Origin of the sequence: Bacillus sp. m3-13 (assembly GCF_000175075.1) — a bacterium.
Classification (GTDB): Bacteria; Bacillota; Bacilli; order Bacillales; family Bacillaceae_I; genus Sutcliffiella_A; species Sutcliffiella_A horikoshii_C.
Genome location: NZ_ACPC01000046.1, coordinates 22165 through 48546 on the forward strand (window position 1 = coordinate 22165; position 26382 = coordinate 48546).

At 38.9% G+C, this 26382-nt stretch carries 33 protein-coding genes and 1 pseudogene; 29 read left to right on the forward strand and 5 right to left on the reverse strand.

Annotated elements, in window-relative coordinates; translation table 11 throughout:
• The first annotated feature begins 176 nt into the window (after positions 1-176).
• The 4 genes from M313_RS0118545 (at position 177) to M313_RS0118560 (ending at position 2887) form a co-directional block, all read left to right on the forward strand.
• A complete protein-coding gene (locus M313_RS0118545) occupies positions 177-374 on the forward strand; it encodes a hypothetical protein (RefSeq protein WP_010198732.1) in 198 nt (65 codons plus the stop codon).
• 1 nt (position 375) lies between these two features.
• Positions 376-792 carry a hypothetical protein gene (locus tag M313_RS0118550; RefSeq protein WP_010198735.1) on the forward strand — a complete coding sequence of 139 codons (417 nt, stop codon included), beginning with the start codon at positions 376-378 and terminating at the stop codon, positions 790-792.
• The gene (locus tag M313_RS0118555) at positions 789-1157 is read left to right on the forward strand and encodes a hypothetical protein (RefSeq protein ID WP_010198737.1); all 369 of its coding nucleotides are present in this window, start codon (positions 789-791) and stop codon (positions 1155-1157) included. Before M313_RS0118550 ends, M313_RS0118555 begins: the two co-directional genes overlap by 4 nt.
• A gap of 254 nt (positions 1158-1411) precedes the next feature.
• Positions 1412-2887, forward strand: coding sequence for a spore germination protein (locus M313_RS0118560; protein ID WP_010198744.1), 1476 nt, complete (start codon positions 1412-1414; stop codon positions 2885-2887).
• Here M313_RS0118560 and M313_RS25950 read toward each other — a convergent pair.
• Positions 2884-3051: a hypothetical protein gene (locus M313_RS25950; protein ID WP_010198746.1), complete on the reverse strand. Its 168-nt coding sequence runs from the start codon at positions 3049-3051 to the stop codon at positions 2884-2886. The two genes, M313_RS0118560 and M313_RS25950, sit on opposite strands and share 4 nt — an antisense overlap.
• 63 nt (positions 3052-3114) lie before the next feature.
• Here M313_RS25950 and M313_RS0118570 point away from each other — a divergent pair, with 63 nt between their 5' ends.
• The 5 genes from M313_RS0118570 to M313_RS24060 all read left to right on the forward strand — a co-directional run bounded on the left by M313_RS0118570 (position 3115) and on the right by M313_RS24060 (position 6603).
• Positions 3115-4017 (forward strand): GerAB/ArcD/ProY family transporter, encoded by a 903-nt coding sequence (locus M313_RS0118570; protein WP_268741885.1) that lies wholly within the window; start codon positions 3115-3117, stop codon positions 4015-4017.
• Positions 4014-5183, forward strand: coding sequence for a Ger(x)C family spore germination protein (locus tag M313_RS0118575; RefSeq protein ID WP_010198751.1), 1170 nt, complete (start codon positions 4014-4016; stop codon positions 5181-5183). The genes M313_RS0118570 and M313_RS0118575 overlap by 4 nt, the downstream gene beginning before the upstream one ends.
• 106 nt (positions 5184-5289) lie before the next feature.
• The gene (locus M313_RS0118580; protein ID WP_010198753.1) at positions 5290-5763 is read left to right on the forward strand and encodes a hypothetical protein; all 474 of its coding nucleotides are present in this window, start codon (positions 5290-5292) and stop codon (positions 5761-5763) included.
• Positions 5760-6059: an NAD(P)H-binding protein gene (locus tag M313_RS26495; RefSeq protein ID WP_010198755.1), complete on the forward strand. Its 300-nt coding sequence runs from the start codon at positions 5760-5762 to the stop codon at positions 6057-6059. The genes M313_RS0118580 and M313_RS26495 overlap by 4 nt, the downstream gene beginning before the upstream one ends.
• Positions 6010-6603 carry an NmrA family NAD(P)-binding protein gene (locus M313_RS24060; protein WP_010198757.1) on the forward strand — a complete coding sequence of 198 codons (594 nt, stop codon included), beginning with the start codon at positions 6010-6012 and terminating at the stop codon, positions 6601-6603. The genes M313_RS26495 and M313_RS24060 overlap by 50 nt, the downstream gene beginning before the upstream one ends.
• Positions 6604-6689: 86 nt before the next feature.
• Here M313_RS24060 and M313_RS0118590 read toward each other — a convergent pair whose 3' ends face one another.
• The 3 genes from M313_RS0118590 to M313_RS0118600 form a co-directional block, all read right to left on the reverse strand.
• Positions 6690-8120 (reverse strand): dihydrolipoyl dehydrogenase family protein, encoded by a 1431-nt coding sequence (locus M313_RS0118590; RefSeq protein ID WP_010198758.1) that lies wholly within the window; start codon positions 8118-8120, stop codon positions 6690-6692.
• Positions 8121-8128: 8 nt separating this feature from the next.
• A complete protein-coding gene (locus tag M313_RS24065) occupies positions 8129-8797 on the reverse strand; it encodes a TVP38/TMEM64 family protein (protein ID WP_010198759.1) in 669 nt (222 codons plus the stop codon).
• Between the two features lie 90 nt (positions 8798-8887).
• Positions 8888-9751, reverse strand: coding sequence for an EamA family transporter (locus M313_RS0118600; protein WP_010198760.1), 864 nt, complete (start codon positions 9749-9751; stop codon positions 8888-8890).
• A 263-nt stretch (positions 9752-10014) separates the two neighbouring features.
• Between M313_RS0118600 and M313_RS0118605 the strand changes: the two genes are divergently transcribed.
• From M313_RS0118605 to M313_RS0118640, 8 genes are all read left to right on the forward strand, one after another.
• Positions 10015-10218, forward strand: coding sequence for a hypothetical protein (locus M313_RS0118605; RefSeq protein ID WP_010198761.1), 204 nt, complete (start codon positions 10015-10017; stop codon positions 10216-10218).
• A gap of 78 nt (positions 10219-10296) precedes the next feature.
• The gene (gene shc / locus M313_RS0118610; protein ID WP_010198762.1) at positions 10297-12186 is read left to right on the forward strand and encodes a squalene--hopene cyclase; all 1890 of its coding nucleotides are present in this window, start codon (positions 10297-10299) and stop codon (positions 12184-12186) included.
• 121 nt (positions 12187-12307) lie between these two features.
• Positions 12308-13285 carry a YncE family protein gene (locus M313_RS0118615; protein WP_010198765.1) on the forward strand — a complete coding sequence of 326 codons (978 nt, stop codon included), beginning with the start codon at positions 12308-12310 and terminating at the stop codon, positions 13283-13285.
• Complete coding sequence (locus M313_RS0118620; protein WP_010198767.1) at positions 13282-13965, forward strand: response regulator transcription factor; 684 nt, start codon at positions 13282-13284, stop codon at positions 13963-13965. The genes M313_RS0118615 and M313_RS0118620 overlap by 4 nt, the downstream gene beginning before the upstream one ends.
• Positions 13962-15350, forward strand: coding sequence for a sensor histidine kinase (locus tag M313_RS0118625; RefSeq protein ID WP_010198769.1), 1389 nt, complete (start codon positions 13962-13964; stop codon positions 15348-15350). The genes M313_RS0118620 and M313_RS0118625 overlap by 4 nt, the downstream gene beginning before the upstream one ends.
• A 70-nt stretch (positions 15351-15420) precedes the next feature.
• On the forward strand, positions 15421-16800 hold the full coding sequence (locus M313_RS0118630) for a PepSY-associated TM helix domain-containing protein (protein ID WP_010198770.1): 1380 nt from the start codon (positions 15421-15423) through the stop codon (positions 16798-16800).
• A 20-nt stretch (positions 16801-16820) separates the two neighbouring features.
• Entirely contained in the window at positions 16821-17300 is a 480-nt protein-coding gene (locus tag M313_RS24070) for a FixH family protein (RefSeq protein WP_010198772.1), read from the forward strand.
• 268 nt (positions 17301-17568) lie between these two features.
• Positions 17569-18291, forward strand: coding sequence for a D-Ala-D-Ala carboxypeptidase family metallohydrolase (locus tag M313_RS0118640; protein ID WP_010198774.1), 723 nt, complete (start codon positions 17569-17571; stop codon positions 18289-18291).
• A gap of 53 nt (positions 18292-18344) precedes the next feature.
• On the opposite strand, the gene M313_RS0118645 is transcribed toward M313_RS0118640, so the two are convergent.
• A complete protein-coding gene (locus M313_RS0118645) occupies positions 18345-18917 on the reverse strand; it encodes an MEDS domain-containing protein (RefSeq protein WP_010198776.1) in 573 nt (190 codons plus the stop codon).
• Positions 18918-19090: 173 nt separating this feature from the next.
• Here M313_RS0118645 and M313_RS0118650 point away from each other — a divergent pair, with 173 nt between their 5' ends.
• The 12 genes and pseudogenes from M313_RS0118650 to M313_RS0118700 all read left to right on the forward strand — a co-directional run bounded on the left by M313_RS0118650 (position 19091) and on the right by M313_RS0118700 (position 26379).
• Complete coding sequence (locus M313_RS0118650; protein WP_010198778.1) at positions 19091-19369, forward strand: hypothetical protein; 279 nt, start codon at positions 19091-19093, stop codon at positions 19367-19369.
• A 329-nt stretch (positions 19370-19698) separates the two neighbouring features.
• Positions 19699-19953, forward strand: a complete 255-nt coding sequence (locus M313_RS0118655) for a hypothetical protein (protein WP_010198780.1) — start codon at positions 19699-19701, stop codon at positions 19951-19953.
• 23 nt (positions 19954-19976) lie between these two features.
• On the forward strand, positions 19977-20255 hold the full coding sequence (locus tag M313_RS24075; protein ID WP_010198782.1) for a hypothetical protein: 279 nt from the start codon (positions 19977-19979) through the stop codon (positions 20253-20255).
• Positions 20256-20465: 210 nt separating this feature from the next.
• The gene (locus M313_RS0118665; RefSeq protein ID WP_010198784.1) at positions 20466-21680 is read left to right on the forward strand and encodes an MFS transporter; all 1215 of its coding nucleotides are present in this window, start codon (positions 20466-20468) and stop codon (positions 21678-21680) included.
• 17 nt (positions 21681-21697) lie between these two features.
• A complete protein-coding gene (locus M313_RS0118670; protein WP_010198786.1) occupies positions 21698-22252 on the forward strand; it encodes a histidine phosphatase family protein in 555 nt (184 codons plus the stop codon).
• Between the two features lie 23 nt (positions 22253-22275).
• Positions 22276-23004 carry an alpha/beta fold hydrolase gene (locus M313_RS0118675; RefSeq protein ID WP_010198788.1) on the forward strand — a complete coding sequence of 243 codons (729 nt, stop codon included), beginning with the start codon at positions 22276-22278 and terminating at the stop codon, positions 23002-23004.
• 62 nt (positions 23005-23066) lie between these two features.
• Positions 23067-23633, forward strand: a pseudogene (locus M313_RS25620) (GNAT family N-acetyltransferase); the annotation flags it as partial.
• A gap of 96 nt (positions 23634-23729) precedes the next feature.
• Positions 23730-24155, forward strand: coding sequence for an NUDIX hydrolase (locus tag M313_RS25625; RefSeq protein ID WP_029326595.1), 426 nt, complete (start codon positions 23730-23732; stop codon positions 24153-24155).
• A gap of 14 nt (positions 24156-24169) precedes the next feature.
• The gene (locus M313_RS0118685; RefSeq protein ID WP_010198793.1) at positions 24170-24955 is read left to right on the forward strand and encodes an aminoglycoside phosphotransferase APH(3'); all 786 of its coding nucleotides are present in this window, start codon (positions 24170-24172) and stop codon (positions 24953-24955) included.
• A gap of 16 nt (positions 24956-24971) precedes the next feature.
• The gene (locus tag M313_RS0118690; RefSeq protein ID WP_010198795.1) at positions 24972-25727 is read left to right on the forward strand and encodes a phosphotransferase family protein; all 756 of its coding nucleotides are present in this window, start codon (positions 24972-24974) and stop codon (positions 25725-25727) included.
• Positions 25720-26166 carry an ASCH domain-containing protein gene (locus M313_RS0118695; protein WP_010198797.1) on the forward strand — a complete coding sequence of 149 codons (447 nt, stop codon included), beginning with the start codon at positions 25720-25722 and terminating at the stop codon, positions 26164-26166. Before M313_RS0118690 ends, M313_RS0118695 begins: the two co-directional genes overlap by 8 nt.
• A 12-nt stretch (positions 26167-26178) precedes the next feature.
• Entirely contained in the window at positions 26179-26379 is a 201-nt protein-coding gene (locus tag M313_RS0118700) for a hypothetical protein (protein WP_010198799.1), read from the forward strand.
• Positions 26380-26382: the final 3 nt, after the last annotated feature.

Here is a 26382-nt window from a genome sequence, read left to right on the forward strand (position 1 = left end):
GGGGGAAGTTCTGTTGATGGGCCACTCTTTTTATATAGGTTCTATATGCCCGAAGCATCCCCAACACAGGTTCAACTGTCTTCAACATATTGAAAAATGACAGAATATTAAATAAATGAAACTTTTCATAAAAGTAATCGTATAAATATATATAAGATCAAAAGGAGGAGTGTCACATGATCTGGTTATTTATCATCGTACCAATAGTGCTACTTGTCGGAATAACTATCTATATGGATAAAAGGAATAAAGGAATGGGCCAGGCTCCGGATGTGAACAGAGGCAATCAAAATATTGAATCCGAAACAACTAGAAATCAATTCAACCAGTGGAACAATCATGGTGGCGGAAGCGATGGTGGGGGATCTAACTAAGATGGGTTACGCTATCCAAGCAAATCATCAAAACATGAAAATCTTGAAGGCTTCCAAAGATCGTTTTGGAAGCCTTCTTAAGCTTGAGGTCATGCTTCTCGATGAAAGAATAGTAATCAGGTGGGGACTTGATGATGAAGATTATATAAAAATTAGAGATATCGTCAAAAATAATTATTTTGATAGCCTAGAAGTAGGCTATCATTATGAGTTACTCCCCTATGTTGGTGTAAGTCTAGACAAACCAAATGGTAAACAAAAATTCCTTGCAAACCTCCGTTGTGTACAAGGACAAAAAGCTGCAAGAATTGAATTCGAATGCTCAGAAAGGTTTGCTGGGAATATGGAGTGGTTTAAAAATGATGTTAAGTGTATTAAAGATTTGGAGCATCTGAAATGGGAGAAGTTTAACGTATGAAAAAACGAAGAGCCCAGCTAATAGGACTATTAATTTTAGTAGGAATAGTTTTTCTATTCATAGGAAAAAAAGATGTTCAAGTGATAACAAATAGCCATACATTTGGTGTCTTCTATGTAGAGGAAAAAGACCATCATATAGAACCAGGAAAGTATATGGAGATGTGGGTTATTGGCTATAACGGGGCTGAGAAAGAAGAGAATAGGGAGTATTTCAAGGTTTACATTAGGGATGCTAATGTTTATAACCTTATTGAAGCAGAAGAAACCTATTTGTTTTCGTTTTCTTCAACGAGAGACGATCGATACTATTTAGATCAAGTTTTCCCTGAAAATGGTACTCAGTTGACTGGAGAGGGAAGATGAAAAGATAAGTAAAAGAAGGTACCATTTTTAGGCTTTATATGGAATCAGTTATGTAGAAACAATATCCTCAAATAACCACTGAAAAATGCACGCTTATATGTGCATTTTTTTTCTTTATTTCATGACCTCTAACATAGACTTCTTCTAAATAAACACTTTTCTCGAATAAAAAAAGTAATAAGTAAAATAATATTCCGTAGTACAGTCAAAAGTATTTAATCAGTCAGAGACTTATATAAAAATGAGGTAATTGTGTGTTTAATAAGAGACCTTCTCGTGGGAGCAAACAGCTTCAATCAGTAATGAAGCCAAACTATGAAGAATATTTGAAAAAGAAAATTCAAGTAGATGATACAACCATTCCTAATGATCAAATATCTTTTCAGGAAATTATTAAACATGTTTTTGAAGATGTAGGTGATTTTCAAGTTAGGTATATACCTAAAAACGATGAAACAGGGTTGTATGTCTATTACATCTCGGGGATAACAGACGTAACTAAATTAGAAGAGCAGCTACTACTTTCAGATGAATTGGAAATAGCGGTATTAAAAGAAAACATTAGAAACTATGACTACTATGAGGCTGATTCTTGGAAGTCTTGTATCCAGGGATGCTTGGAAGGTCAGGTAATTATTCACTTACCAGGAGAAGTACCTTTCTTAGTGAACTATGTAAAAAAAGAACTACGAACCGTAACAGAACCAACGACGCAGTATCAAGTATATGGACCGAAAATCGGTTTTATTGAAGATAGCAGAACAAATATTTCTCTTATTCGCAAACTAATTAAGGACCCGAGGTTGAAGTTAAAAGAGTTTACCGTCGGAACATTAAGTCACACCCATGTTGGTTTATTATATTTAGAGGAATATGTGGATACTGATCTATTGGAGTTGGTTACAAGTAGATTAGAAAGCCTGACAATGGAGCAATTGAACGATGGTGGAGAACTTGCAAAAAAAATAGTGGATTATCCCCTGTCCATTTTCCCACAAGTGTATGAAACAGAGAGACCGGACTATACCTCCATTGCATTAGGACAGGGGAAAATTGTGTTGGTAGTTGATAATTCCACCTTTTGTGTCGTTTTGCCTGCAACCTTATTTAATCTTATAGAGATAAGTCCCGACAATTTTCGGATGGCATTGGATAATACCTTTATCCGTTTGTTGCGAATTGTATCCATACTGGTAGCAACTATTCTTCCTGCCCTATATGTTGCCTTGGTTGGGTATCATCCAGAACTGCTTCCGACAACACTTGCCTTAACGATAGCTGATTCCAGAAACAATATCCCATTCCCCATTTACCTGGAAGCGATAATGATGATATTTGCTTTGGATGTATTAGTGGAAGCAAGTCTAAGGCTTCCGAGTTTTGTAGGGCAGACCATTGGTATTGTAGGAGGACTTGTTGTCGGTCAGGCAGCTGTTGAAGCAGGTTTAGTTAGTAATACAATGATTATTGTTAGTGCATCCACCGCGATTACATCTTTCACATTACCAACATGGCATTTAATTTCTTCATGGAGAATCGCGAGGTATCTATTAATAATAATGTCTTCACTATTAGGGATATTTGGCTTAACAATTGGTATAGCGTATCTTACATTTCACTTATGTAACCTTAGTTCTTTTGGGAAACCTTATTTATCACCAGCATCTCCTCTTAATACGAAAGAATTATGGAACATTTTTTCTAGATTAAAAAACAAACCAATTTTCTAAACCAAAGTGAAAGGAGGAAGAAGTCTTGCGTAATACAATTCAACAATTTCGAGGCTTTGATTTTGTTTGCCTTTACGTTTTTCCTCCACTATTACTTTGGGAGTAGCTTTTTTACCGTATGTGGCAGATGGGGAAATCAGAAGTGCTTGGTTAAAGCTAATCATAACGTCCATTCCCTTTCTTTTTTCAGGTCTGGCTAATATCTAAATATTTTCAATTATATAATAATAGGGACTTCTTTTAAAGTAATGAAAAATCATACCGGCTCTTTCCTATATTTCATCATAATGGCTTACTTGATACTTAGTTCCATTTTTAGCACGATGAAAGTAACACAAGACCTAACTTTCCTAGTAAGAACGTTTATGTTAAAAACTACCCCTACAATTTTCATTATATTACCATTCATTCTGCTTATCTCAATTGCTGTTCACTATGGATTACTAACAATTGTTAGGTTTGTTTCATTTTTTGTTGTCGCAGAGATACTACTACTTGCGACATTTTTAACTTGGGGATTTCTTAGTGAATATTTCAATTGGATTTTCATTCCACCTGTTATGAATGTAGAAGTACCCGTTTTTCTGAAGAGTTCTATATCAGATGCTGCACGGTACGGTGGAATAGTTACGCTCCTTGGGTTTATACAATATGTAAAACAAGAGGAAAAGACCTTTCGTGCGATGAGTGCCGGTATATTATGTATCATGCTAATTTATGTATCTTTGAGCTTGGTTGTGTTAGGAGTTTTCGGATATGAAGAGGCAATCCATCTTATATCCCCAATTATTACATTGGTTCAATCCATTACGCCTAGTACTGGTCTGTTAGAAAGGATGGACCTCTTGTTTTTGGGGTTTTGGGTGATCTCTTTTATAAAAGTTTCCTGTATTCTTTTTTGGTTTTCGATTTATTTGTTAGAGCAACTATTCCCTAAAATAAAAAGAGGGGTTTTAATTGTCTCCATTACTCCCTTATTTTTTGCTTATGCGAATTGGGTTCCTTTTCAATTTATTGAAGGCTGGCAGGTTTATAATATCAATGTCTTAGTAGCTTCATTGCTACTCCCTTGTCTGTTATTACTTTTTGTCATTGCAAAACACCGTAACTCTCGGGAGATGGTTTCATGATTGGAAAAAAGACGCTCTCTTTGGCATTACTGCTAATGTTGTGTTTAAGCGGTTGCAATGATATGCGTGAAATTGACCAAAGAGGAATGGTATTAGGAATCTCTATTGATCAAGGAGAGGAAAAAAAGTATAAAATAAGCATCCAGTTACCGATTCTGGGGAAAAGTCAAAACGGAGGAGGAGGTCCTGCTAAGTCCGGAGAGTTTGAGGTGTTGTGGAGTGAAGGGGATACAGTTTGGGAAGCAATTACTAACTTGGAATCAAAAACACCGAATGTATTATTTTTTGGTCACCTGAAGGTTATCGTAATTTCAGAGAAGATTGCGGCAACTAGTATTAATGGTTCGTTAGATTTGGTGGACAGAATTCCCGATATAGGGAACAAGGTCTTTCTCATAATAAGCAAGGATGAAGAAGCTAGTAAGTTTTTAAAAACAGAGTCCTCTCTGATAAAGTTACCGGCATTGTATGTTAACCGGTTCTTCCGGGCTGACAAAAAGCTTTCTCGTACACAGCCAATTAAAGTTTTCCAATATAGACGTGATAGAAATACCGTATCTTCAGCGGCAGTTATTCCCTTTGCAAAAACAATTGACAGTGAAATTATTATTGAAGATATGGGAGTATTAAAAGACGATTCATTAGTAGAAATATTGAAAGGGAACGAAGTGGCAGCAAGTCAGCTGATAAAAGGCGAGAAAGTGGAAGAAATGAATTATATCACGCATATAGAATCAAAAGGAAAAAAAGTATCTGTTTCATTATCTAGAATAATGCTAGAAAGTAAAGTGGATTTAAAAAAGATAACTCCGGTAACATTTGAGATTTATGTGAAGGGTGAAGGGAACCTTGTTGAACTTTCTGCAGGTGAAACATCCAAAGGTTTTATTGAAAAGCTCGAATCCCAATTAAATAAAGAGATTAAAACGGATATAGAACAAACGATAGAAAAAATGAAGAAAGCAAATGTGGAGCCATGGCTATTGGGACATAGAATATGGATAAAGGATCAAACTTATTTTGAATCCTTAAAGTGGAAGGAAGAAGGGTTTAAAGAAGCTTTATTTACTGTGAATGTTGATATTAGAATTGATACAACAGGTCAGAAAGGGTTGTTCAACAAATCGCCTATTTATCAGAAGTCAACTAGAGATGATGGGGAGTAAGAATGGAAACGTGTATAAATATTTTTTCCACGCTCAACGGGTTAAACTAGAAAATAATTATAAAAATTAGTGTTTATAAAAAAATCTTATATACAAAGGACAAATCATGATTGGATTAATTTTAGCTATCCTCATATTTAATGGAATTGCATGGAAAGTAAATAAAAAACTATCTCGAAATCAAATGGTTCATATTTGGTTTTTTACGATTGCCTTCCAGCAAACACATGATTTCATTGTGGAATTTAAATTGGGGGGATACTGGTATTTTAATCCCGGGGTTGATTGGGCAGGGCTCTTGGCTCATACGATATTAATCGCTCCAGTAAATATCTTGTTCCTGAATTTTTTCCCTTTTAGGAACAACTTCTATAGAAAATTTCTTTATTTTAGTGCATGGCTTGCCTTTATTATTATTTATGAGATCATTGCTGCTCTACCTGAACCATATGGTTATTTTCACTATGGTTGGTGGAAGTTGCAATATTCCATGGTAGAAGATGTAATACTGTTATTGATTCTATTAGGCTTTTATAAATACATTGTAAGTCTGGAGAAACCCATTGGAGGAATTCAATGAACATACTTGTCACAGGATTTAACGGAAAAGTCGGGAAGGAAGTAGCCAAAAATTTAAAAGCAAAAGGATTATCTATCAAATGCGCAGTGAGGAATGTAGATAGCTTAAAGAGAGAGCAGAATACATATGAATTTGTGTCACTTGATTTTACAAATCCATCCACATTTGATAATGCTTTAAACGAGATAGATAAAATATTTTTGATTTATCCTCCAGGAGCAGATATCAAATTTGAAGAATTCTTAAATGTTGCAAAGCAAAAAAAAAGTAAAGCATATTATTTATTTATCTGTTAAAGATGTACAATTCTTGCCCTTTATCCATCATTATAAGAATGAAAAATTAATTAAAAATTCAGGTATTCCATTTACATTCATACGTGCCGGGTATTTTATGCAAAATCTAAATGACTTTCTAGGTGCAGAACTGAGAGAAAATCGGCGAATATTTGTACCTGCTGGGAAAGGTAAAACGAGCTTTGTAGATACTAGGGATCTTGCCGAAGTTGCTTCCATAGCATTTCAAAATACGGAAGAGCATCAAAATAAAAAGTATGTCATCACAGGTGATGAAGCATTGGACTTTTATGAAGTGGCTCAAATGATGACTGATGTGATGCATGTAGATATTCACTATACTAATCCTTCAGTGAAAGAATTTAGAAAATGTATGCTGAAAAAAGGTGCAAAGGAACAATTTATTAATGTGGTCGTCGGTATTCATTTCCCAACTAAACTTGGATTGGCGAAAGGGATTACCAATGAGTATGAAAAACTAACGAAAATAAAGCCCAGGAAAATGAAGAACTACATAATGGACTACCAAGAGGAATGGTTATAAGAAGCTGAGACTGTTTTTCATTCATGTGGATAGTAGATGGAACCTATTAGAGCAAAGAGTAAGACACCGTGGTCTTACTCTTTGAATTATCTAAACCACCTAATATACCTTTCCATCACTTTAGGTAGGAAACCTTCAAATAGCTTCTTCCTCCAATAGGCGTCTGCTGTACGTTGAACGGCTGCGCTATGATTTGGATATGGATGAATGACATTTGATATGCTACCGAGCTTCTTTTTAAACTGTTTGGAAAACACCGCCTCTTGCATCCAGTCCCCGGCATGTTTTCCAATGGCATGAGCTCCCAAGATATGACCTTTTTTATCCGTGATAATTTTTACAAAGCCAGTTGTCTGGTGATCTGTTACGAATCGATCGACTTCGGAAAGGTCTACCTTATAGGCATCATAGTCTAATCCTTGTTCTTTTGCTTCTGCTTCGGTTAAACCCAAATGAAATATTTCCGGTGAAGTGTAGGTGACCCATGGAACGTTTGAATAATCTATTTTTCTCCTTAAACCAATCAGTGCATTTTGGACGACTAGCTTGCCCTCCATTCCTGCTACATGCGTAAAAGGTAATGTTCCGTTTATATCACCTACAGCATAGATATGAGGGATGTTTGTTTGCAGACGCGCATTCACTTTTATATGTCCTCGATCATCTGTTTGTACATTCACTTTATTTAACTGGAGTTTGTCTGTATTAGGTGTTCTTCCTGTGGCAACCAGTATTTCATCCACTTCAATAGAGATTTCCTGTTCTCCTGGTTCCGACGTTAAATGAGCAACTTTTCCGTTTGGTCCAGATTCAATAGATTTGACGTTAGCATTATAGAGTAGCTTCATCTCTTTAGAAAGAACATCATTCATGAGTTGCTGTACATCCTCCTCCTCTTTTCCTAGTACACGATCAGATCTCTCAACAACTGTCACTTCACTTCCTAATCTAGCCATTGCCTGAGCCATTTCAATACCAATCGGACCACCGCCTAAGACTAAAAGCCTTTTGGGTAATTTGGATAAAGAAAAGATGGTTTCATTTGTGATAAATCCATTTTCTTTTAAACCAGGAATTGATGGAACAAAGGGCCTTGAACCTGTAGCAATCACAATTTTCTTCCCATAAATAATTTCTCCACTATTGATAATCACTTCATTCTTAGTGTGAAAAGCCCCCATTCCAATATAAACATCAACCCCTAGTTTACGGAACCGATCCGCATGATCATGAACTTGAATATGGTCAATGGCTTCCTTCACTTTCTTCATGACAGCTTCCATTCGAATATTCTCAGAAATGTGAACACCAAATTCCTCAAGGGAACGTGCGCTGTTAATGCGGTTTGCAATCTCAATTAAAGCTTTGGATGGCACGCAACCATAATGTAGACAATCGCCGCCAGGCTGTTCTTCCTTTTCTATTAACGCAACTTTTCCTCCTAAAGAAGCAGTGCCGGCGGCTACCGTTAATCCTCCGGCTCCTCCTCCAATGACAATGAGGTCATACTTTTTCATAAAAACCTTCACCTCTTTTCTTGTGTTTTCGCAAAACCTAATTTAGAACGGACTTTTTTACTTAAAATTAAAGGAAGGACACTTATCAAAATAAAAACAACAACTGCAAAAATAACGACCGATTTATTATCGCCGACAAAACTGGATCCTAGAAAATTGTAAGCAAAAGTACCTGGAATAATCCCAATTACTGTAGCCACAACAAAATGCGACAGCTTCACCTTGGAAAGCCCCGCCAGGTAACTTATTAGGTCAAAATTGAACAATGGTATTAAGCGAAGAAGTAGGACATAGAAAAATCCATTGACCTCCATTTGTGATTGAATCTTTTGAACTCTCACGTTCGAAGTTTTATTCCTCGTTATATTTTTTCCGAATTTCTTCGCAACTAGGAAGGCTACAACAGCTCCTAATGTCGCTCCAATAATGGTATATACCGTTCCCCATAAAGCCCCAAAAGCAAGTCCTGCTGCTAAAGAGAGAATAGATGCTGGAAATAAAATGAGTGGCCGAATTGTGTATAGAGCAACGTATATTATCGGCGAAAATATACCGAAGGATAGAATCCATTCTCGAATTCCTTCGGGTCTGATATTTATATAGTTGTGATTGATGAATAATAAGGAACCTACTACTATAGCTAGCAGTATTCCTTTAATCCAATTCTTTTTCACCATGGAGATCTTCCTTCCGGTCACGTCTTATCTTCTATTATTAACCTAACAGCACATTGGTGGGCAACTAATAAGGTGCAGGAATTTGTTTTATCAAAACTTTCTATTTCCAACCACAATCCCTATTAAAATAAGTGCAACCCCGGTCCATTGGTACATATTGATTTCTTCTGATAATACAAGTGCCGACATGATTACTGCGACAGGGAGTTCGGAGGCTGTAAGGATCGTGCCAAGGCCTGGTCCCACATGCGGCATCCCGATAGAAAAAAGTAATGGGGGAAACACCACACCAAATATACCTAGAATTAACCCATAAGGAGCTATTCCTATTACGGTTGGTAGATCGATTAAAAACATAGGAGGAAACAAGATGAAAGTAATAATCAAGCCACCGGTGGAAAGTAGTGCGCTTTTTTGAATGGCAGGGGTTTCTTTCCCGACGATTCCACTCAATAATATAAAAATAGAAAAAGTAAAAGCAGAAAGTATCCCCCAAATAGCGCCTTGCCACGAAATGGACTCTATACTTTCTCCCAAAAATCCAGCTGACAAAACAGATCCAGAAAGTAAGATCACAATTGATAAAATCTTACCTTTTGAAGGACACTTCTTATAAAAAATCCATTCAATCAATGTGCCTATCCAAATAAATTGAAACAAACAAATGATAGCTAGGGAAGCTTCTAGTGTTTGCAAGGATTGATAGTAAAGCAATCCTGTTAGTCCCATCGGTATCCCAGCTAACACAAGCTTCAATGTTTGAATGCCATGTAATTTTTTCTTTTGGATAAAGAAAGAAACAATCCAAATAATGATCGTACCAACTAACACCTGACTACCTGTTACTTCACTCATGGAATAACCGGCAGCATAAGCAAGCTTCACGAATGTAGATAAGACTCCCAGAGAGCAGCCCCCTAAAAATACCATCAACGCATAATGCCAAGTCTTCATATAATTTACCTTCTTTCAATGATTTGATTAAAGAAAAATACAAAAAAGCCACACAACTGTCCGAAGACAATCGTGTGGCGAAAATAGAGTTATCTCTAGAAAAATCCACAAGAACCATTTTATTATTAAATTTCTCCACCAAATTATACTGAAACGATCCCTCCTTTTCAATAAAAAATTTCACTTTCAGCACAACACATTAAAAGTTGTTTTTCCATTAATTAAGGAGCAAAGTTAGGAGTAACAGGAGAGGGGACGGAAAAATGAATTTTAAAAATTCAATATCAGATACAAAGTTGAAAATGGTCCAATTGGAAAGAGAACTGACGAAGCTGGAAAATTTGAAAAGAGCAGAAGATGTAAATAGTTTACATGACAGACTAAAGTATATAAATAAAGATATCGATGCATTGATTCTTGAAGCGAATAAGAAAACAGGAAGAGTTAGTGATGGAATGATGGTTTGAAGTAGGTTTTCGGACGGCCTTCTAAATTGTGTAAACGTACATAAATTTTAGTATGACGTGAACAAAGTGGAGGGACATATGAATACAGTAAATAAAATAAACGAGAAGCTAAAGGATATGATAAGCAATCTACTCAGCGCACAGTCGGATAATGGTGCTTGGAACTTTTGTTTTGAAGGTAGCATCATGACAGATGCTTATATGATCATCCTAATAAGAACACTTAAAATCACAGATGAGGAAATATTGATAAAAAGCCTGGTAGAGCGGATAAAGTCTAAGCAAGCGCCGAGCGGAGCATGGAAAGTGTACCCTGATGAGGACAAAGGAAACTTGAGTGCCACAATAGAGGGATATTTTTCTTTATTGTATTCAGGGTACGTTGCCAAAGAAGCGACCTATATGCGAAAAGCGGAGCACTTTATACGGGAAAAAGGAGGACTTGCAAAAAGTGATTGGTTGACCAAAATGATGCTTGCTTTAACAGGACAAATTAAGTGGCCAATTATTATAAAAATTATTCCGATCGAAATAATGTTATTTCCAAAGTGGTCCCCCATTACGATCTATCAGCTTGTAGGGTATGCAAGAGCACACTGGATTCCGATTCTTATCTGCAGCAACCTGAATAAATCGTTTGTTACACCTCAAACCCCCAACATATCTCATCTACAAGAAGGATTAAGTGATTCTGAAAATGAACGTATTTTGGAAGAAATGCAGAATCTACAACTTTATTTTAAAAATGCTCTAAAAAAGCTTTCAGAAGCACCTGAAGTCCTCAAGCAAAAAGCTTTGTCCAAAGCGGAAGATTATATTATCGAGAGAATCGAAGAAAATGGAACCATGTATAGTTATTTCAGTGCAAGTTTCTTTATGGTTTTTGCGTTTCTTGCATTAGGCTATGATGCTAATCATCCTCTTATCCGTAACGCCTTTCAAGGGATGAAGTCCTATCTTTGCAGAAATGCTGAACAACCCTTTATTCAAAATTCTCCCTCTACCGTATGGGACACGGCGCTTCTCACAGCTGCTTTGCAACAGGCTGGAGTCCCTCATCAACATGCTTCCATTATAAATGCAAACAACTATCTTTTCTCAAGACAGCATCAGAAATACGGTGATTGGGCCATCAAAAATCCAGACGTTACTCCAGGCGGATGGGGTTTTTCAGATATCAACACCTTTGTTCCTGACATTGATGACACGACCGCGGCATTAAGAGCCATCACACCGTTAACACAAACGAATATTCTATATAAAGAAGCGTGGAACAAGGGGGTAGAGTGGATCCTGTCTATGCAAAATGATGATGGTGGCTGGTCGGCTTTTGAGAAAAATACGGATAACTATCTTTTGTCTTTCATTCCTTTTAAATATGAAGACAGGGTGCTTTTTGATCCATCTACTGCAGATTTAACAGGGAGGACTTTATATTTTTTAGGGGAGTATACAACCATTTCTATGGAGTCTGAAATTTTTCAAATAGCAAAAGAGTGGTTCGAACGTAATCAAGAGGTGAATGGGTCGTGGTATGGAAGATGGGGAAATTGCTATATTTATGGGACATGGGCTGCCGTAACAGGCTTGAAGGCTATCGGAGTTTCCAATGATGATCCCGTAATCCGTCTTGCTGTGAAGTGGCTACTTTCCATACAAAATGAGGATGGGGGCTGGGGAGAATCGTGTGCAAGTGATATCAAAAAGCGCTATATTCCTTTGAATCAGAGTACTCCTTCACAGACTGCCTGGGCATTAGACGCTCTCATTACTGTATCTGAAACTCCAACCCCTAAAATAGAATCGGGAATTCAAGCACTATTATGTTTACTAGAAGCGGATGATTGGAGAAGCACGTATCCTACAGGTGCAGGGATTCCCGGTGGGTACTATATTCACTATCACAGCTATAAATATATCTGGCCATTGCAAGCGCTTAGCCACTATAAGAATAAATATGATATGTGAAGCATGATGTAAGAGGGTAAGGTGATTCTAACAACTAGAATCATCTTTTTTCTTTGCTCACACTTTATTCACATTTTTGGAGTAAAATAAGGGTTAATATTTCTATTTAGGAGTGTTACGGATGAAAAATCCTTTTATTATAATTGCCATACTAATAGCGTTGACGTTAACCGGGTGTACAAGCAATGATATTGCATTGCCGAAAATGGAGAACGATGATTCGGTTATGTATATCAGCCACTTGAAAGAAAATGCCATAACAGCCTTGGACCTTTCCACAGGTAAGGAGGAAAAAGTAAGTCTGCCATTCCGATTTTCATCAATTGTTGAAATAAAATCAGGTGTTTATATGGCATCTGTTAAAGAGGAAGAAAGCCTTTATGAAGTTAATATAAAAGAAAATAAAGTTTCTCCATACATGGAAATAGAAGCGGGTATTCTTGAGCTGAAATATGATAGCGAAAATGGATTTCTTTACACCGCAAATGGAAAAAACAACACGATACAAGTGATAGATATCGAGAAGAAAGAGATTCTAAAAGATGTAAGTGTTGGAGAGTATCCGTCTAAGATGGTACACAATGGAGAGCGGCTCTTTGTACTTGCCTCTAAGAGTGGGGAAGTATATGTGATAGACACTTCGACTAACAATCTGACGAACTCGTTTCCGGTGAATGAGAGGCCGGAAGGGTTGCACTTTGATGGGAAGAATATATGGACAGGCGGGCATGGTGCTACCGGTGAATTGAATGAAGAAGTTTTCGCTTATGATCCGGAAACAGGACGAGAGGTGAAAACGGTGACAACCGGCCTTATGCCAATTCAGATATCACAGGTAAGCGGGAATTCTTCTATTTATGTGCTAAGCCATGGTGACCACAGTCTGACAAAATTCAGCCCAGACACTTTTGAAGTGGAAAAGAAAATAAATGTTGGGGATAATCCGAGCTTTATGATTGCCGATGAGGAAAACTTATATGTGTCGAGCCTTGATGGTGACGAAGTGATTGTACTAGATCAAGATAGCTTGGATGTTGTTGACAAGTATGAAATAGCGAACGGTCCCTATCTATTGTTTAAAGGAGGCGATGGAAAATGAAAAACGCCTTTTGTGTATTAGTGGTGGATGATGAAGCGGAAATGCGAGAAATGCTTGGCATGTATCTTCAGAAGGAAAATTATCAAGTCCTCCATGCGGAAAACGGGGAGGAAGCACTGGATATGCTCTATGATCATGAGGTGGACCTGATTATCCTTGATGTGATGATGCCAGACATGGATGGCTTTACTGCCTGTAAAAAAATACGCGAAAAATACATGATGCCAATTCTGATGTTGACAGCCAAAAGTGACGAGTTGGACAAGGTCAGAGGCTTAAAACTTGGAGCGGATGATTATGTGATGAAGCCCTTTAGCCCTAAGGAGCTTTTAGCCAGGGTGGAGGCATTGCTGCGCAGATCTAATCAAGCATTCTTTGATGTGGTCTCTCATTCGGAGATAACGGTTCAGAAAAGCGCTAGGCAAGTACTAGTGGGCGGAGAGCGGATTAACCTTGCACGAAGGGAATATGACCTCTTACTATTTTTAATGGAGCATGAGGGGAAAGTTTTCTCCAGAGAACAACTGCATGATGTCATCTGGGGGCTGGATACGGAAAAGGGTTCATACCGTACCGTGGACACTCACGTAAAAACACTGCGTTTTAAGCTTAAGGATGCAGGAGCAAAAATAAAAACAGTGTGGGGCATTGGTTATAAATTTGACGGTGAGGATGAATGAAGCCATTATCCATACGCAATAAAATTTGGCTGACCATCATTTCCGTTTCCGTCTTGACCATCATTCTGGTGGTGGTCGTTTCCTATTATCTGTATCAAACATTGTATATCGAAAAACAGACAGAAACCCTGTTAAAGCAAGGTCAAGTCTTGGAACAATCCTACTATGAAAATAATCCGGAGAATTTTTCAAAAGAATTAGACTGGTTGGATGAAAGCTCGGATATCTCTGTGATTTTTACGGATGACCCGATGCTATTGGCAAGTGGTGCACCTTTTGACTCTTTTGCAGAGGAAAATCTAATCACCTTTTCCGAAAGACAGGACTTATTGAAAGGGAAAACGCTGACCTTCACGAAATACCATACCGGACTTGACCAAGAAATAAGTGCGGTAGTCATTCCATTAAGCGTGGAAGATAGGTTGGAAGCCGTCATTTTTCTATATATTCCTTTAACCGCCATTGCTGAGGCCTTTGAGCCAATCAGAAATTTTCTAATAGTTGGGGTGTTCTTAGTGGTTATTCTTCTGATTGTAGTTGGGACAAAGATAACAAATAGGATTGTACAACCGATTAAGCAAATGGAAAGAGTGGCAAAAGACATTGCTCAAGGGGATTTTTCTAAAAGATTATCCATAAAAGGCAAGGATGAAATTGCAAGCCTTGGAAGGTCCATCAATACGATGTCATCCAATCTAGATGAAGTTGACAGGAACAGACGGGAATTCCTCGGCAATGTCTCCCACGAATTAAGGACGCCGATTAGCTATCTTAAAGGGTACAGTGAGGCATTGGAGGAAGGAATTATTCCAATAGAAAAGTTTGCAGAAACGGTAAAAAAAGAAACAGACAGAATGGAACGACTTGTTCATGACCTTTTGGATCTTGCTCAGCTAGAGGGAGACTCGTATCCGATGAACAAGGAACCGGTCATACTGGCGGAACTGGTAAAAGAAGTGCTGGACCGCTTTCGCTTAAAGCTGAATGACAAGAATCTTATTGCGGAGGTCCAACTTGATGAAGGGGTAGTCGTGAATGGCGATTACGGGAGACTCGATCAAGTAATTGATAACCTATTGAGCAATGCTATCAAATTTTCCGCTAATAATAGGACGATTAGAATTTCTGTCGTGGAGGTAAAAACGATGGGTATCCTTAAAATAGAGGATGAAGGAGTAGGAATTCCAGAAGAGGATGTTCCTTATATTTTTGAAAGGTTTTACCGAGTCGAAAAAGCCCGGACTAGGAAAAGTGGCGGAACCGGCCTTGGCCTCTCCATTGTTCAGCAGATTATAAATAAGCATGAAGGCAAGATTCATATCGATTCAAAGCGTGGAAAAGGCACTGTAGTGACAGTGGAAATTCCGTTGTTCCATTTTAATTAATCCTTCATTCTTTTTTCACAATTGCCCGTCAGAATATAAGCATACGAAGTAAAATTGAAGGAGTATGCTTATGGAGAATACAACGAATCAAGATAAGAGCAAAAATCAGACCAGGAATGGCCTCTACCAAACCATGTGGAGATGGCACTTTTTTGCTGGGATCATTTTTGCTCCTTTTTTAATCATCTTGGCTTTCAGTGGTGCTGTTTACTTATTTAAGCCTCAGATTGAGTCCTATATGTATAAAGATCTTTATTATGTAGAAGAGACACAGGAAACACGGTTGTCCGTAAACACTCAAGCTGATAAGGTACGCGAGGAGTATCCTGACGCTTCCATTAGCGGAGTGTCCATTTTTAATGAGGAAGATCGCACAACTAAGTTTGTTACCATGCAAGATGGTCAACCTGTGAGTGTTTTTGTTGATGGATACACCGGAAATGTCATGGGCGCTTTACCAGTTGAAAAGGAGTTTTTGACCATATTTAAGAAGTTGCATAGCGAACTAATTGTCGGAGGGACAGTTGCCAACCGTTTAGTGGAGCTTGCTGCTTGTTGGGCTATCATTCTTATTTTGACAGGACTGTATATTTGGTGGCCTCGGAATAGATCCTCTATTTGGGGAACCATCCTACCGAGATTAAGAAGCAAAGGCCGCGTGTTCTGGCGTGACATGCATGCAGTACCAGCATTCTGGCTGTCTATTGGACTCTTAGTCTTAATTTTGACAGGGCTCCCATGGTCCGGAGTCATGGGAGAGCAAATCAACCGATTGGCAACTGCGACAAATACTGGTTATCCAGCATTCTCTTTCAGTTTTGGACCAAAACCTGAATCGGTTACGTTGACAAAAGATGTTGCCGAAGATGTTCCTTGGGCTGCAGAAAATATTCCAGTTCCTTCATCGTCAACTAATCAATATGTGCCATTAACCCTAAATGACGCGGCAGGTATTGCGGAAATGAAAAATGTTCAAAAGCCGTATTCCATCTCCATGCCACAAGGGGAAAGCGGTGTATTTACCATTGCTACATCTCATTCCAGACCGTTTGATAATGCTACTTTGCATGTTGATCAATACAGTGGTGCGGTGCTGACAGATGTCAGATATGAGGATTATGGATTAATGGGGAAAGCAATAACGCTTGGAATCGCCCTTCATGAAGGGAAACTATTCGGATTGGCTAATCAGTTGATAGGACTGTTATTATGCCTTGGACTTGTAGGCATGATGGTAAGCTCTCTTGTTATGTGGAGAAAAAGAAAACCAGAAAACGGGTTGGGCGCTCCAGGTCGAAATGTAGATATCAAGATAAAGAGGGCTGTAACTATTATCATGTTGCTACTGGGACTTGTCATGCCGTTGGTTGGAATCTCGATCATTGTGGTGCTCTTATTAGATAAGCTTGTATTTGTAAGAATAAAACGATTAAAAGCCTGGTTAGGGTAAGAAAGAAAGGTGTGTTAGAAATGAAGAAATTACTTCTAGTGGTTGTTCCATTCTTATTATTGTTGGTAGGGTGTACAAGTGCATCTGAGGAGAAAACTTCGTTGGAAGTCGTGGAGGTTGAAATAACACTGCCTGAACAAGTGGAGAAAGAAGAGGAAGTAGTGGTTAAGACCTTAGTAACGCAGGGCGAGGAAAAAGTGGAAGATGCTAAAGGAGTACAAATTGAGATTTGGAATGTGGAAAAAGGAAAAGAAAACAGTGAGCTTCTTGATGCAGAGCATGTGGGTGATGGAGTTTATGAAGTGAAGCATTCGTTCGGTGAGAAAGGGGTTTACCGTGTGCAATCCCATGTGACGGCACGTGATATGCATGTGATGCCAACGAAGCAATTGGTAGTAGGGGATATGAGTCAGGAAGAAATAGATGCCATTATGGAAAATGAAGCGGAAGAAGAAAATCATGATAGCGGGGATGATGGGGAGCACGGGAGTCATCACTAAAAGAGGGAATCGAGGGGACAGGCACGATGACCTACATTTAAAATGTGGGTCGAAGTGCCTGTCCCCTTTAAATTTTTTCCATTCTTATAGGAATATTTGGATTTTTTCTTAGCAGAAATACTTTACTATGTTAATAGAACATAGTGAAGGAGGACTACTTACATACCTTAAAATTAATCTCTAAATCTAGCAATCAATCGTTGTCGTAGCTGCAGTTTGATTTGAACAAGTCATTCAAAAAATTATTGTGGTTGGGAGAGATGGAAAGATGGTAAAAGCTTATCAGAAGATGTTGGTTTTCAGTTTTACTTTAATGCTTGGGATGGTATTGTCATTGGTCGCGGCTGAAGAGGCGTCTGCTTATAACTGGACGAGGACGTTAAGTGAAGGTTCTAGTGGTACGGATGTAAGAGAATTGCAGATCCGGGTAGCAGGCTGGGCAGCTGATTCACCGCAACAAACAGTAGTCAGTGTGGATGGTCAGTTTGGACCGGGTACGAAAGCTGCGGTCATCCGATTTCAACGTGCTTACGGATTGACGGCAGATGGGGTAGTTGGACCGCAAACACAAGCAAAGTTAAATGAATTAGAATCACCAAACGGAACGAAACACTTCAGTTATAGCGAATTTTATTCTAAAGACGGAAGCGGGTTCAACGGCGGTAATGTATCGGCAACAACCGTACGCGAAAATGTACGTCGTATGATGTACAAGCTTGAGGCGATCCGAGTGAAAATTGGAAACCGTCCAATGAATGTCAACTCCGGTTTTAGAAGCATCTCTCACAACCGCAATGTTGGCGGAGCTTCCAACAGCCAGCACACCTATGGGATTGCTGCAGACATCAGCGTATCCGGTGTGAGCACTACCACTGTACGCAATGCTGCGAAAAGTTCAGGATTTAGCGGCATCTACAGCGAAGGCAGCTTTACGCATATGGATAGCCGAGTGGAATATCCGTATGGTACACAGTCTTGGTGGTGGGAATAAATCTATAAAGATTCAAAAAGAGGACATATCCAGATATCGGATATGTCCTCATTTTATTCTACATCTACAAGTGGTATGTAAAGTTCTGATGAAATAAAATTCTCTTCTAATAGTATATATGGGTGTGTTTCGAATAAAATTGTTTGAAGTTGTATCGGCATTTGCTCTGCTTCATATGCACAGATTAATGGGAAGGATAGGCTTATCACTTTTTCATCTGCAGTTCGCTCAATATCTTCTATTAAATGTAGTGGATCCCCTACTGAAGCCCATTCTACGTGTGCCCATGTTCGAAATGAGAGATTTTTGTCTAGATAAGGTTGAACCGTTTTATTAAAGTATTCTAATATTGCAGGGGGTTGATAACTGCCATTTGTAAAATAGAAATCGAAGTTGTTCACCCGGTGTAAAAACCTAAATTGCTCTAATGATAACCTGTTACTTAACTCTCTATGAATCAATCGATAATTACGTTCATTTTCAATTAGAATCACATAATCTCCAGCCATTATGCCATTAAACACAAAATCTACAACTGTACTTATGTAATTTTTCACCCCAACATAAGGATACAGAACATGAACACTTTTCTGCTCCTTAAACAGTTGATACATCTTGCTATGCAATCGAACCACCCCTTAGATCAGCAACATTAAGTAATATATATTTTACTTGATATGAGGAGAGAAAGCGAAATAATTATTTCTATAAATTGTAAGTGTTAGAGAAGGAATTCAACCCCACTTTATGGAAATGTATAGAGTGAAATTCAGATGAATGAAAAAGGAGAAAAACATATATGCCATTTGCAATTATTGTATTGGTTTTATCATTAGGTATAGGTATCGTATTAAGCCGTAAATATGAAAATAGAGCATTGATTATATGGGGACTTATTACCATGCTTTCCATTGCTCCTTTCTTCAGTTGGATTGTTGCGATATTTGTTGGAGTGAGTGTAGGGGACGGTTTTGCTGCAGTGGCAGTCATGTGGCTGATGGTTCCTATTTTATTTTTAATCGGAGTGGGGATGGTTGGTGCTGGGGTGTATAAGAAAGTGACGGGGGAGAACCTGTAGGGTGGGGGATCAATCTGTTTACGGTTAGTGTCATTTTTGCAGTAAAGTTGTATCGAATTGCGAAGAAATGCACCTCTGAAATTTGGTTCGGTCAACTTCCTTTCAGCTTCGGACATATAGTTGATGATATAGGTGGAGCTTCGGTCATTTATATGTTTCCTTCGGTCAAATAATTTGAGTGGTTGGTCATTTGAAAATTTGGTTCGGTCAACTTTTCGAAAACTTCGGTCAATCTCGGAGAATCTTCGGTCAACTTCCGAAAAACTTCGGTCAAATTCACGAAAACTTCGGACATTTAAGAAAATAATGGTCCGAGGAAGGACGAAAAAATGAAAAATATCGATAAAAAAAACCGTTTGGATGAATCACCTTTTAGCTACCGCATCTCAAAGGATAATACCATTTTCCTTGATTATGAAAACCGACAAGTAAAAATCCTAAAAGGAAAAGAAGCGAATAAATTTCTTGAGCGGATGGAAGCTGCTGAGGATGATAAAGCAGAGCAATTGATAATGGCTAAAATAACTGGGAATTTTAAAAGAGGCAATGAGAGAAATGTAAACACTGATAAACAAAATAAGTAGGGAAATAGGGGAGGGATACAAACTTGAATCCAAAAATACGTTGGTTGGTTTCAATCGCACTGGCAATTTTTACGGTTTTATTAATGTTAGAAGGTCTCCAACTTTGGTCACACGGTTCAGTTGTTGATGGAAACGGTATTGGTGTGTATTTTTTAGGATTGGAGATTAACGACAGAGTATTAGAAGCGAACATCCCAAATTATGCAATCGGGTTCTTTATTGCAGGACTGTGTACATTGCTAATGAGCATAACTAGTTTAACAAGATTACTATTTAAGTCCATTTCACGGACGCCAGTTTAATAACTGGGGGCATTTCAACTAATATTTCTATTCATCGCAACGATGATCGTCATCACGATTGTTGTCATGGGGATTGCAGGGTGATAACTCATAAATCCCGGAACCTTTTTCTGAATAGTATGATATAGTAATATTTGTAAAGAGATGCACGGCATCGGAGCAATTCCGGTGCTGTTCTTTTATATGTGAAAAAGTGAAAAGGGTGGTCACATGTCTTCATGGAAGTACCCCTTCTTATTGATTGCCGGCATTGGCGTATCTTATTTGGGGAGCTGGATTTACTTAATTGCACTAAATATTTCTATTCTAAATATGACAGGTTCTGCAGCCGCTGTAGCGGGATTATACATAATCAGGCCTATCGCTATTTTATTAACGAATACGTGGGCAGGAAGTGTCATTGATAGGGTGAATAAAAGGAAGCTCATGATATGGGTGGATGTAGCACGTGGGGGACTCGTGTTTCTCATACCTTTCATTGATTCTCTTTGGACCATCTACTTTCTTTTGTTAGTTATCAATATGGTGGGGGCATTTTTTGGACCGAGTTCTTCTGTATACATAACGAAACTTATTCCAGTCAGCGAACGTAAAAGATTTAACTCACTGATGAGCATGACAAGCTCTGGTGCGTTCCTCTTGGGGCCAGCCATTGCAGGATTCCTTATCATGTATGTGAGTACAGACTTATGTATTTTGATCAACGCAGTGACGTTTTTAGTATGTGCCTTCTTCATTTTCTTGCTACCAGATGTGGATGAGAAGGTTGAAAAGAAACGGGAACCTATCCGTTTGCAAACCCTATTGGGGGATTGGAACGTTGTCAAAGACTTCTCAAAGAAGGCGAAATTTTTCATCACAGTTTATCTCCTGTTTCAATCCGCTATGTTACTTGGGTTTGCTTTGGATTCACAAGAGGTGACATTTATCAAACAAGTCCTGGAACTGTCGGACCGTAATTACGGTTTAATCGTAAGTTTAACAGGACTCGGGGCATTGGGCGGTGCGTTTGTCTCGGCTTTGGTAGCAAAAAAAGTGTCATTAAAAATTTATTTAGGAGTTGGGATGTTTTTGACCTCAGCAGGTTATGCAGCGTTTTATGCCTCCTACGACTTTGTGTCTGCAACCGCTGCTTTTATTTTCCTAGGCTTCTTTATGGCATTTGCCAATACAGGGTACGCGACATTTTTCCAAAATACTGTACCGGTGGACATCATGGGGAGATTCGCGAGTATAACGGAAATGTTCCAAGGGATGGTGCAAATAGCATTTACCCTTCTACTTGGATTTGCAGCAGAGGTCTTCTCATTGCAACTTGTTTGCCTAATATTTTCAGGTGTTTCTACCGTTTTTGCATTGATTTTATTAATTGCTATTTTAAGACCATCGAAAGCAAGCTACTTTAGGGAAGAGGTTTCCGTTTAATAGAGGGGGGAGAAAAGTTGACTAATCTGTATTTCGTTAGGCATGCTCATTCCATTTACACACCTGATGAATGGGAGCGGCCGTTATCAGAAAAGGGTTACATAGATGCTGAGAGAATACTAGCTTTAATCCAACCTGACAGTATTGATGTGGTAGTATCCAGTCCTTATAAAAGAGCGGTTCAAACTGTAGAAGGTGTGGCGGAGTATTTTAATCGGGAAATTGAAATTTTTGAAGACTTGAAAGAACGCACGTTGACAGGTAAGCCTGCTGAAGATTTCACAGAAGCCATCACAAAGGTCTGGGAGGACCCCAATTTCGCATGGGAAGGTGGCGAATCCAATATAGCAGCGCAGGCAAGAGGCGTTAAGGTCATTCATCACCTATTGGAAAAGTACGAAGGTAAAAACGTGGCGATCGGAACGCATGGAAACATCATGGTTTTAATCATGAACTATTTTGACAAGCGGTATGATTTCTCGTTTTGGAATGGGTTGGATATGCCGGATATTTATAAGTTAACGTTTGATGGGGATGTGTTGGTTGGGGTGAGTAGGTTGTGGGAACAGTAGATGGAGGAAGGTGTGGGAGATACATGTTATTACATACAGAGGTTTTTGGAGAAGGGGAACCAATCGTTTTTCTACATACAGGTTTGCAGACGGGGATGACTGATTTTGAAGAACAGCGGGAGTATTTCCAGTCGGAATTTAAAGTGATATTGCCGGACTTAAGAGGTCATGGGAAATCCACATCACAAGAGCTATCTAACTATTATGAGGCTAGTGCTGCTGATTTAAAGGACACGCTTGATCACTTAGAAGTGGAATCAGCCCATATTGTTGGCTGTTCCATTGGTGCTTTGGTTGGGCTATTCTTTGCGAAAAAGTTTCCTGAAAAAGTGAAGACATTGACACTTTCTGGGATGATGACGGAGAAACCTGCTAATTGGTCTGAAATACATCTGAATATGGTGGAACAGCAAAATAGTCTTTTAGAGAATGAACAAGTAGGAGCCTACTTTGACCAGCTTCATGGTGATGGATGGAGAGAGTTTATCAATTTGGCTAGGCAAGAAGATTCCTATCCATTTGAGGAAACAGCCGATTTGGGTGGGCTTGAGACGCCAACATTGTTAATGGTAGGAGAAGGGAACGCGAATGAAACGAAAGCTGCCGTCATTGTTCCAAAGTTAAATAAGCAAATCCACGTATTAGTCTTACCATTTGCCGGACATCTTGTACATTCCGAGCAGCCGGAGGTCTATAACCAGATTTTAAACGGGTTTTTGAAGAAATATAGTGTGGTTGGTGTAGAAAGTTAGTTGAAATGAGGCTATAAGTACAAACGGAATACCTCTTCCTGGTAAGGCAGCAGGGTGCTAGGATGATATATCAAGAAATCTGGGAATATATCAATAATTTTCGAGATATATCAATAAAGTTCAGGATATATCAAGAAATTTTGCAATATATCAAGAATTCTAGGAATATATCAAGAATTCAACCAAGAGGGTGTGAAAGAGTGGTGAAATCTACCAGAACTGAGTGCTTGCCTATTCAATTAAGAGCCCTTCAAATTGAAGATTTCCCTGTGGTGGAAAAGTGGAGCAAAGATCATGCGTTCTGCCTCGCAAACGGCTGGGAAACCGGTAGAAGCAAGGATGAACTTTTTTCATGGTGGCATAATTGTGTGCATAACCACTCCCATAACTTTCTTAGATTAGTAATCGAATTTGAGTCAAGGTTGATTGGCTATGCAGATTTGGCAAACATCAATACTATTAGCGCAGAGATTGGCATAGCCATAGGAGAAAGCAAGGCGTGGGGACGCGGGTTCGGTACGGCAGCTTTGAAGCAATTAATGATCTATGCAACCGAGAAGTATGGTACTCAAGTTTTTGATGCAGAAACGCATAAAACCAACATGCGCTCTAAAAATATGTTAGAGAAACTAGGATTCACTGAGATAAGTAGAATCGGGTCCGAGGAATACATGGGAAAAGATAATCAATTAATTCAATACCAATATAACAAGGAGGAATATACAATGGTACAAAAAGAAAGAGTGACACCAAAACACATCATTTCGGCAGCGACAGTTGTTTTGAATGACAAGAATGAAGTTCTTTTAATAAAAGGACCACGCCGTGGATGGGAGATGCCTGGCGGACAAGTGGAAGAGGGAGAATCCCTGAAGGATGCTGCCATCAGGGAAACGAAGGAGGAGTCGGGGATCGACGTGGAAATCGTGAAATTCTGTGGCGTTTTCCAAAATGTCAGTGGCTCCATTTGTAACACGCTTTTCCTAGCTAGAGCGATAGGTGGCACTCCGACTACTTCACCGGAGAGTTTGGAAGTTGGTTTTTACCCAGTAGATCAGGCATTGGAAATGGTGACTTATAAGAATTTTAGAGAGCGAATTGAATATTGTTTAAAGGAAGAAATGAACCCTTTTTACATAGAGTTTAATTAACTGGAGTGATCACGATGAAACCAATTCAGCATGAAGAAATACCGGCTGAAATAAAAGAGTATGTAAGCAACATTCATTCCATCACCTTCCCCCGTCAAGGATGTACATCTGATGTTGGCATCATTCAAAGTGACAACGGTGGATATGCACTAAAACGTACTAAGACACCACAATTCAATGCGTGGCTTAAGAAAGAGATAATGGTATTAAGATACTTAAATCAGGAAACCTCTTTGCCCGTTCCAAAGGTTGAAAAATTTGTAGAGATAGACGGACAATCTTGGGCTTTATTAGAGTTTCTAGAAGGGGAAACAGTAAGGGCTGCTCTAACCAAAACCCATCATAAAGGGGAGAGAGAAGAGTTGTTAATTAACTTCGGCAAAGTCGTTTATGATGTCCATGCTACCCCGTGTCCGGAAGGTTTAAAGAACCAGAAAATTTGGTTGGATGATATGCTGGATCAAGCCGCATACAATCTTCTAAACTACGAGGTGGATGGTTCGGAAGACTTGTTGGAACAAATTAAGAAAAACCGACCAGGTAATAGGAAACAAACCCTTATCCATGGTGACTTGACAGTGGATAATGTATTAGTACATAACGGGAAAGTCACAGGAATCATTGATTGGAGCGGTGGAGCATTTGGTGATCCAAGGTACGATGTTTCTTTAGCTATACGGCCAAAACCTCACATCTTCGAATGGGAATCGGATAAGTTATACTTTTTTGAAGGGTATGGAAGCAACATTCTGACTAAAGGGGATTATGAATATTTCATCAACCTTTATGAGTACTTTTAGAGGGAGTGAGTATGCAATGAACTTAGGCGAGCCAATTGCTTCTGGCAACACGGCCAAAATCTATCTTTATGAAAATAAAATCATCAAGATCTTTAAGGATCACCTACCAGATACCGAATCTGAAAATGAGGCTCATAAACAAAAGGTTGCCTTTGAAAGCGGGCTGCGCGTACCTAAAATACTAGATATTAAAAAAGTGAACGGAAAACAGGCCATCATCATGGAATATGTGGAGGGGAAAACACTAGGTGAACTCGTGACAGAAAACATGGATGAAGTGGAGTCTTTTCTGGAAACGTCGGTGGATATTCAGATGGAGATTCACACTGTAAGTGCGGAGTTGTTAGAATCTATGCGTGTAAAACTCCAGCGGCAAATAAAAGCAGCTGAAGGATTAGATGAGCTAGTTAAAACGTCATTGTTAAAGAAGCTGGAGTCGATGAATGTGGAAAATAGACTCTGCCACGGGGACTTTCACCTTTATAACTTAATAAAATCTGGTGATGAGGTTTTCATCATTGATTGGGTCGATGCAAGTGTCGGGGATCCGCGCGCAGATGTATGCCGTACATATATTCTTTATACCCAAGTTTCTGTTGAGATGGCCGAATTGTATTTGAAACTATATTGTGAGAAAAGTGGTTGGAGCAGAAAAGAAATATTGGAATGGGCACCGATTATCTCGGCAGCAAGGCTTTCTGAAAATGTCACCACAGAAGATTCGAATAGGTTGATGAAATACATAGTAATGGAGGAACAAAATGATGAATAAAGCATCTTTAGAGTACTGGGATAATTATTGGAAAGGTCAAGAAAAGCCGGGAAGAGTGACGGCTTGGCAGTTCGGTGGGATTCCAGACTACCTCGCGCAATTAGTGATAGATGGGGTGAAAAAAGCAACCTGTTCTGGTTATGTCTTTTATGAATTGGAGAATGAACCTTTACCAACAACAGAAGATTACAGTGTCGTTCTGAACAGTAAAGACGAACCTGTAGCCATTATTAAAACGGTGGATGTGCAGATCATGCCTATGAACGAAGTACCAGAGGAATTTGCGATTTCAGAGGGAGAAGGAGACCGAACATACAAGTACTGGTGGGACGCGCATGAGCGGTTTTTTACAAAGGAGTTGCGTGAAATCGGTAGGGAGTTTTCCGAAGATATGCTTTTGGTTTGTGAGCGATTTGAATTGGTGGATGTAAAAAGATAACGAGGTGATGTTATGGATGTCAAATATTATTGTGACGGTGAGTTGATCTATGAAACTCACACTTCCGATTTGAGCGGGCTTATGATGGCGATTGAAAAATCAAACAGCATTCATTTCGAGAACGATGCCTATACCTTTGACGCTTTTTTCTTGAATCATTATGAACAAGATGGGATCTGGTTTGAGGAACTGGTGGTTTATTTGGTGAAATGAAAA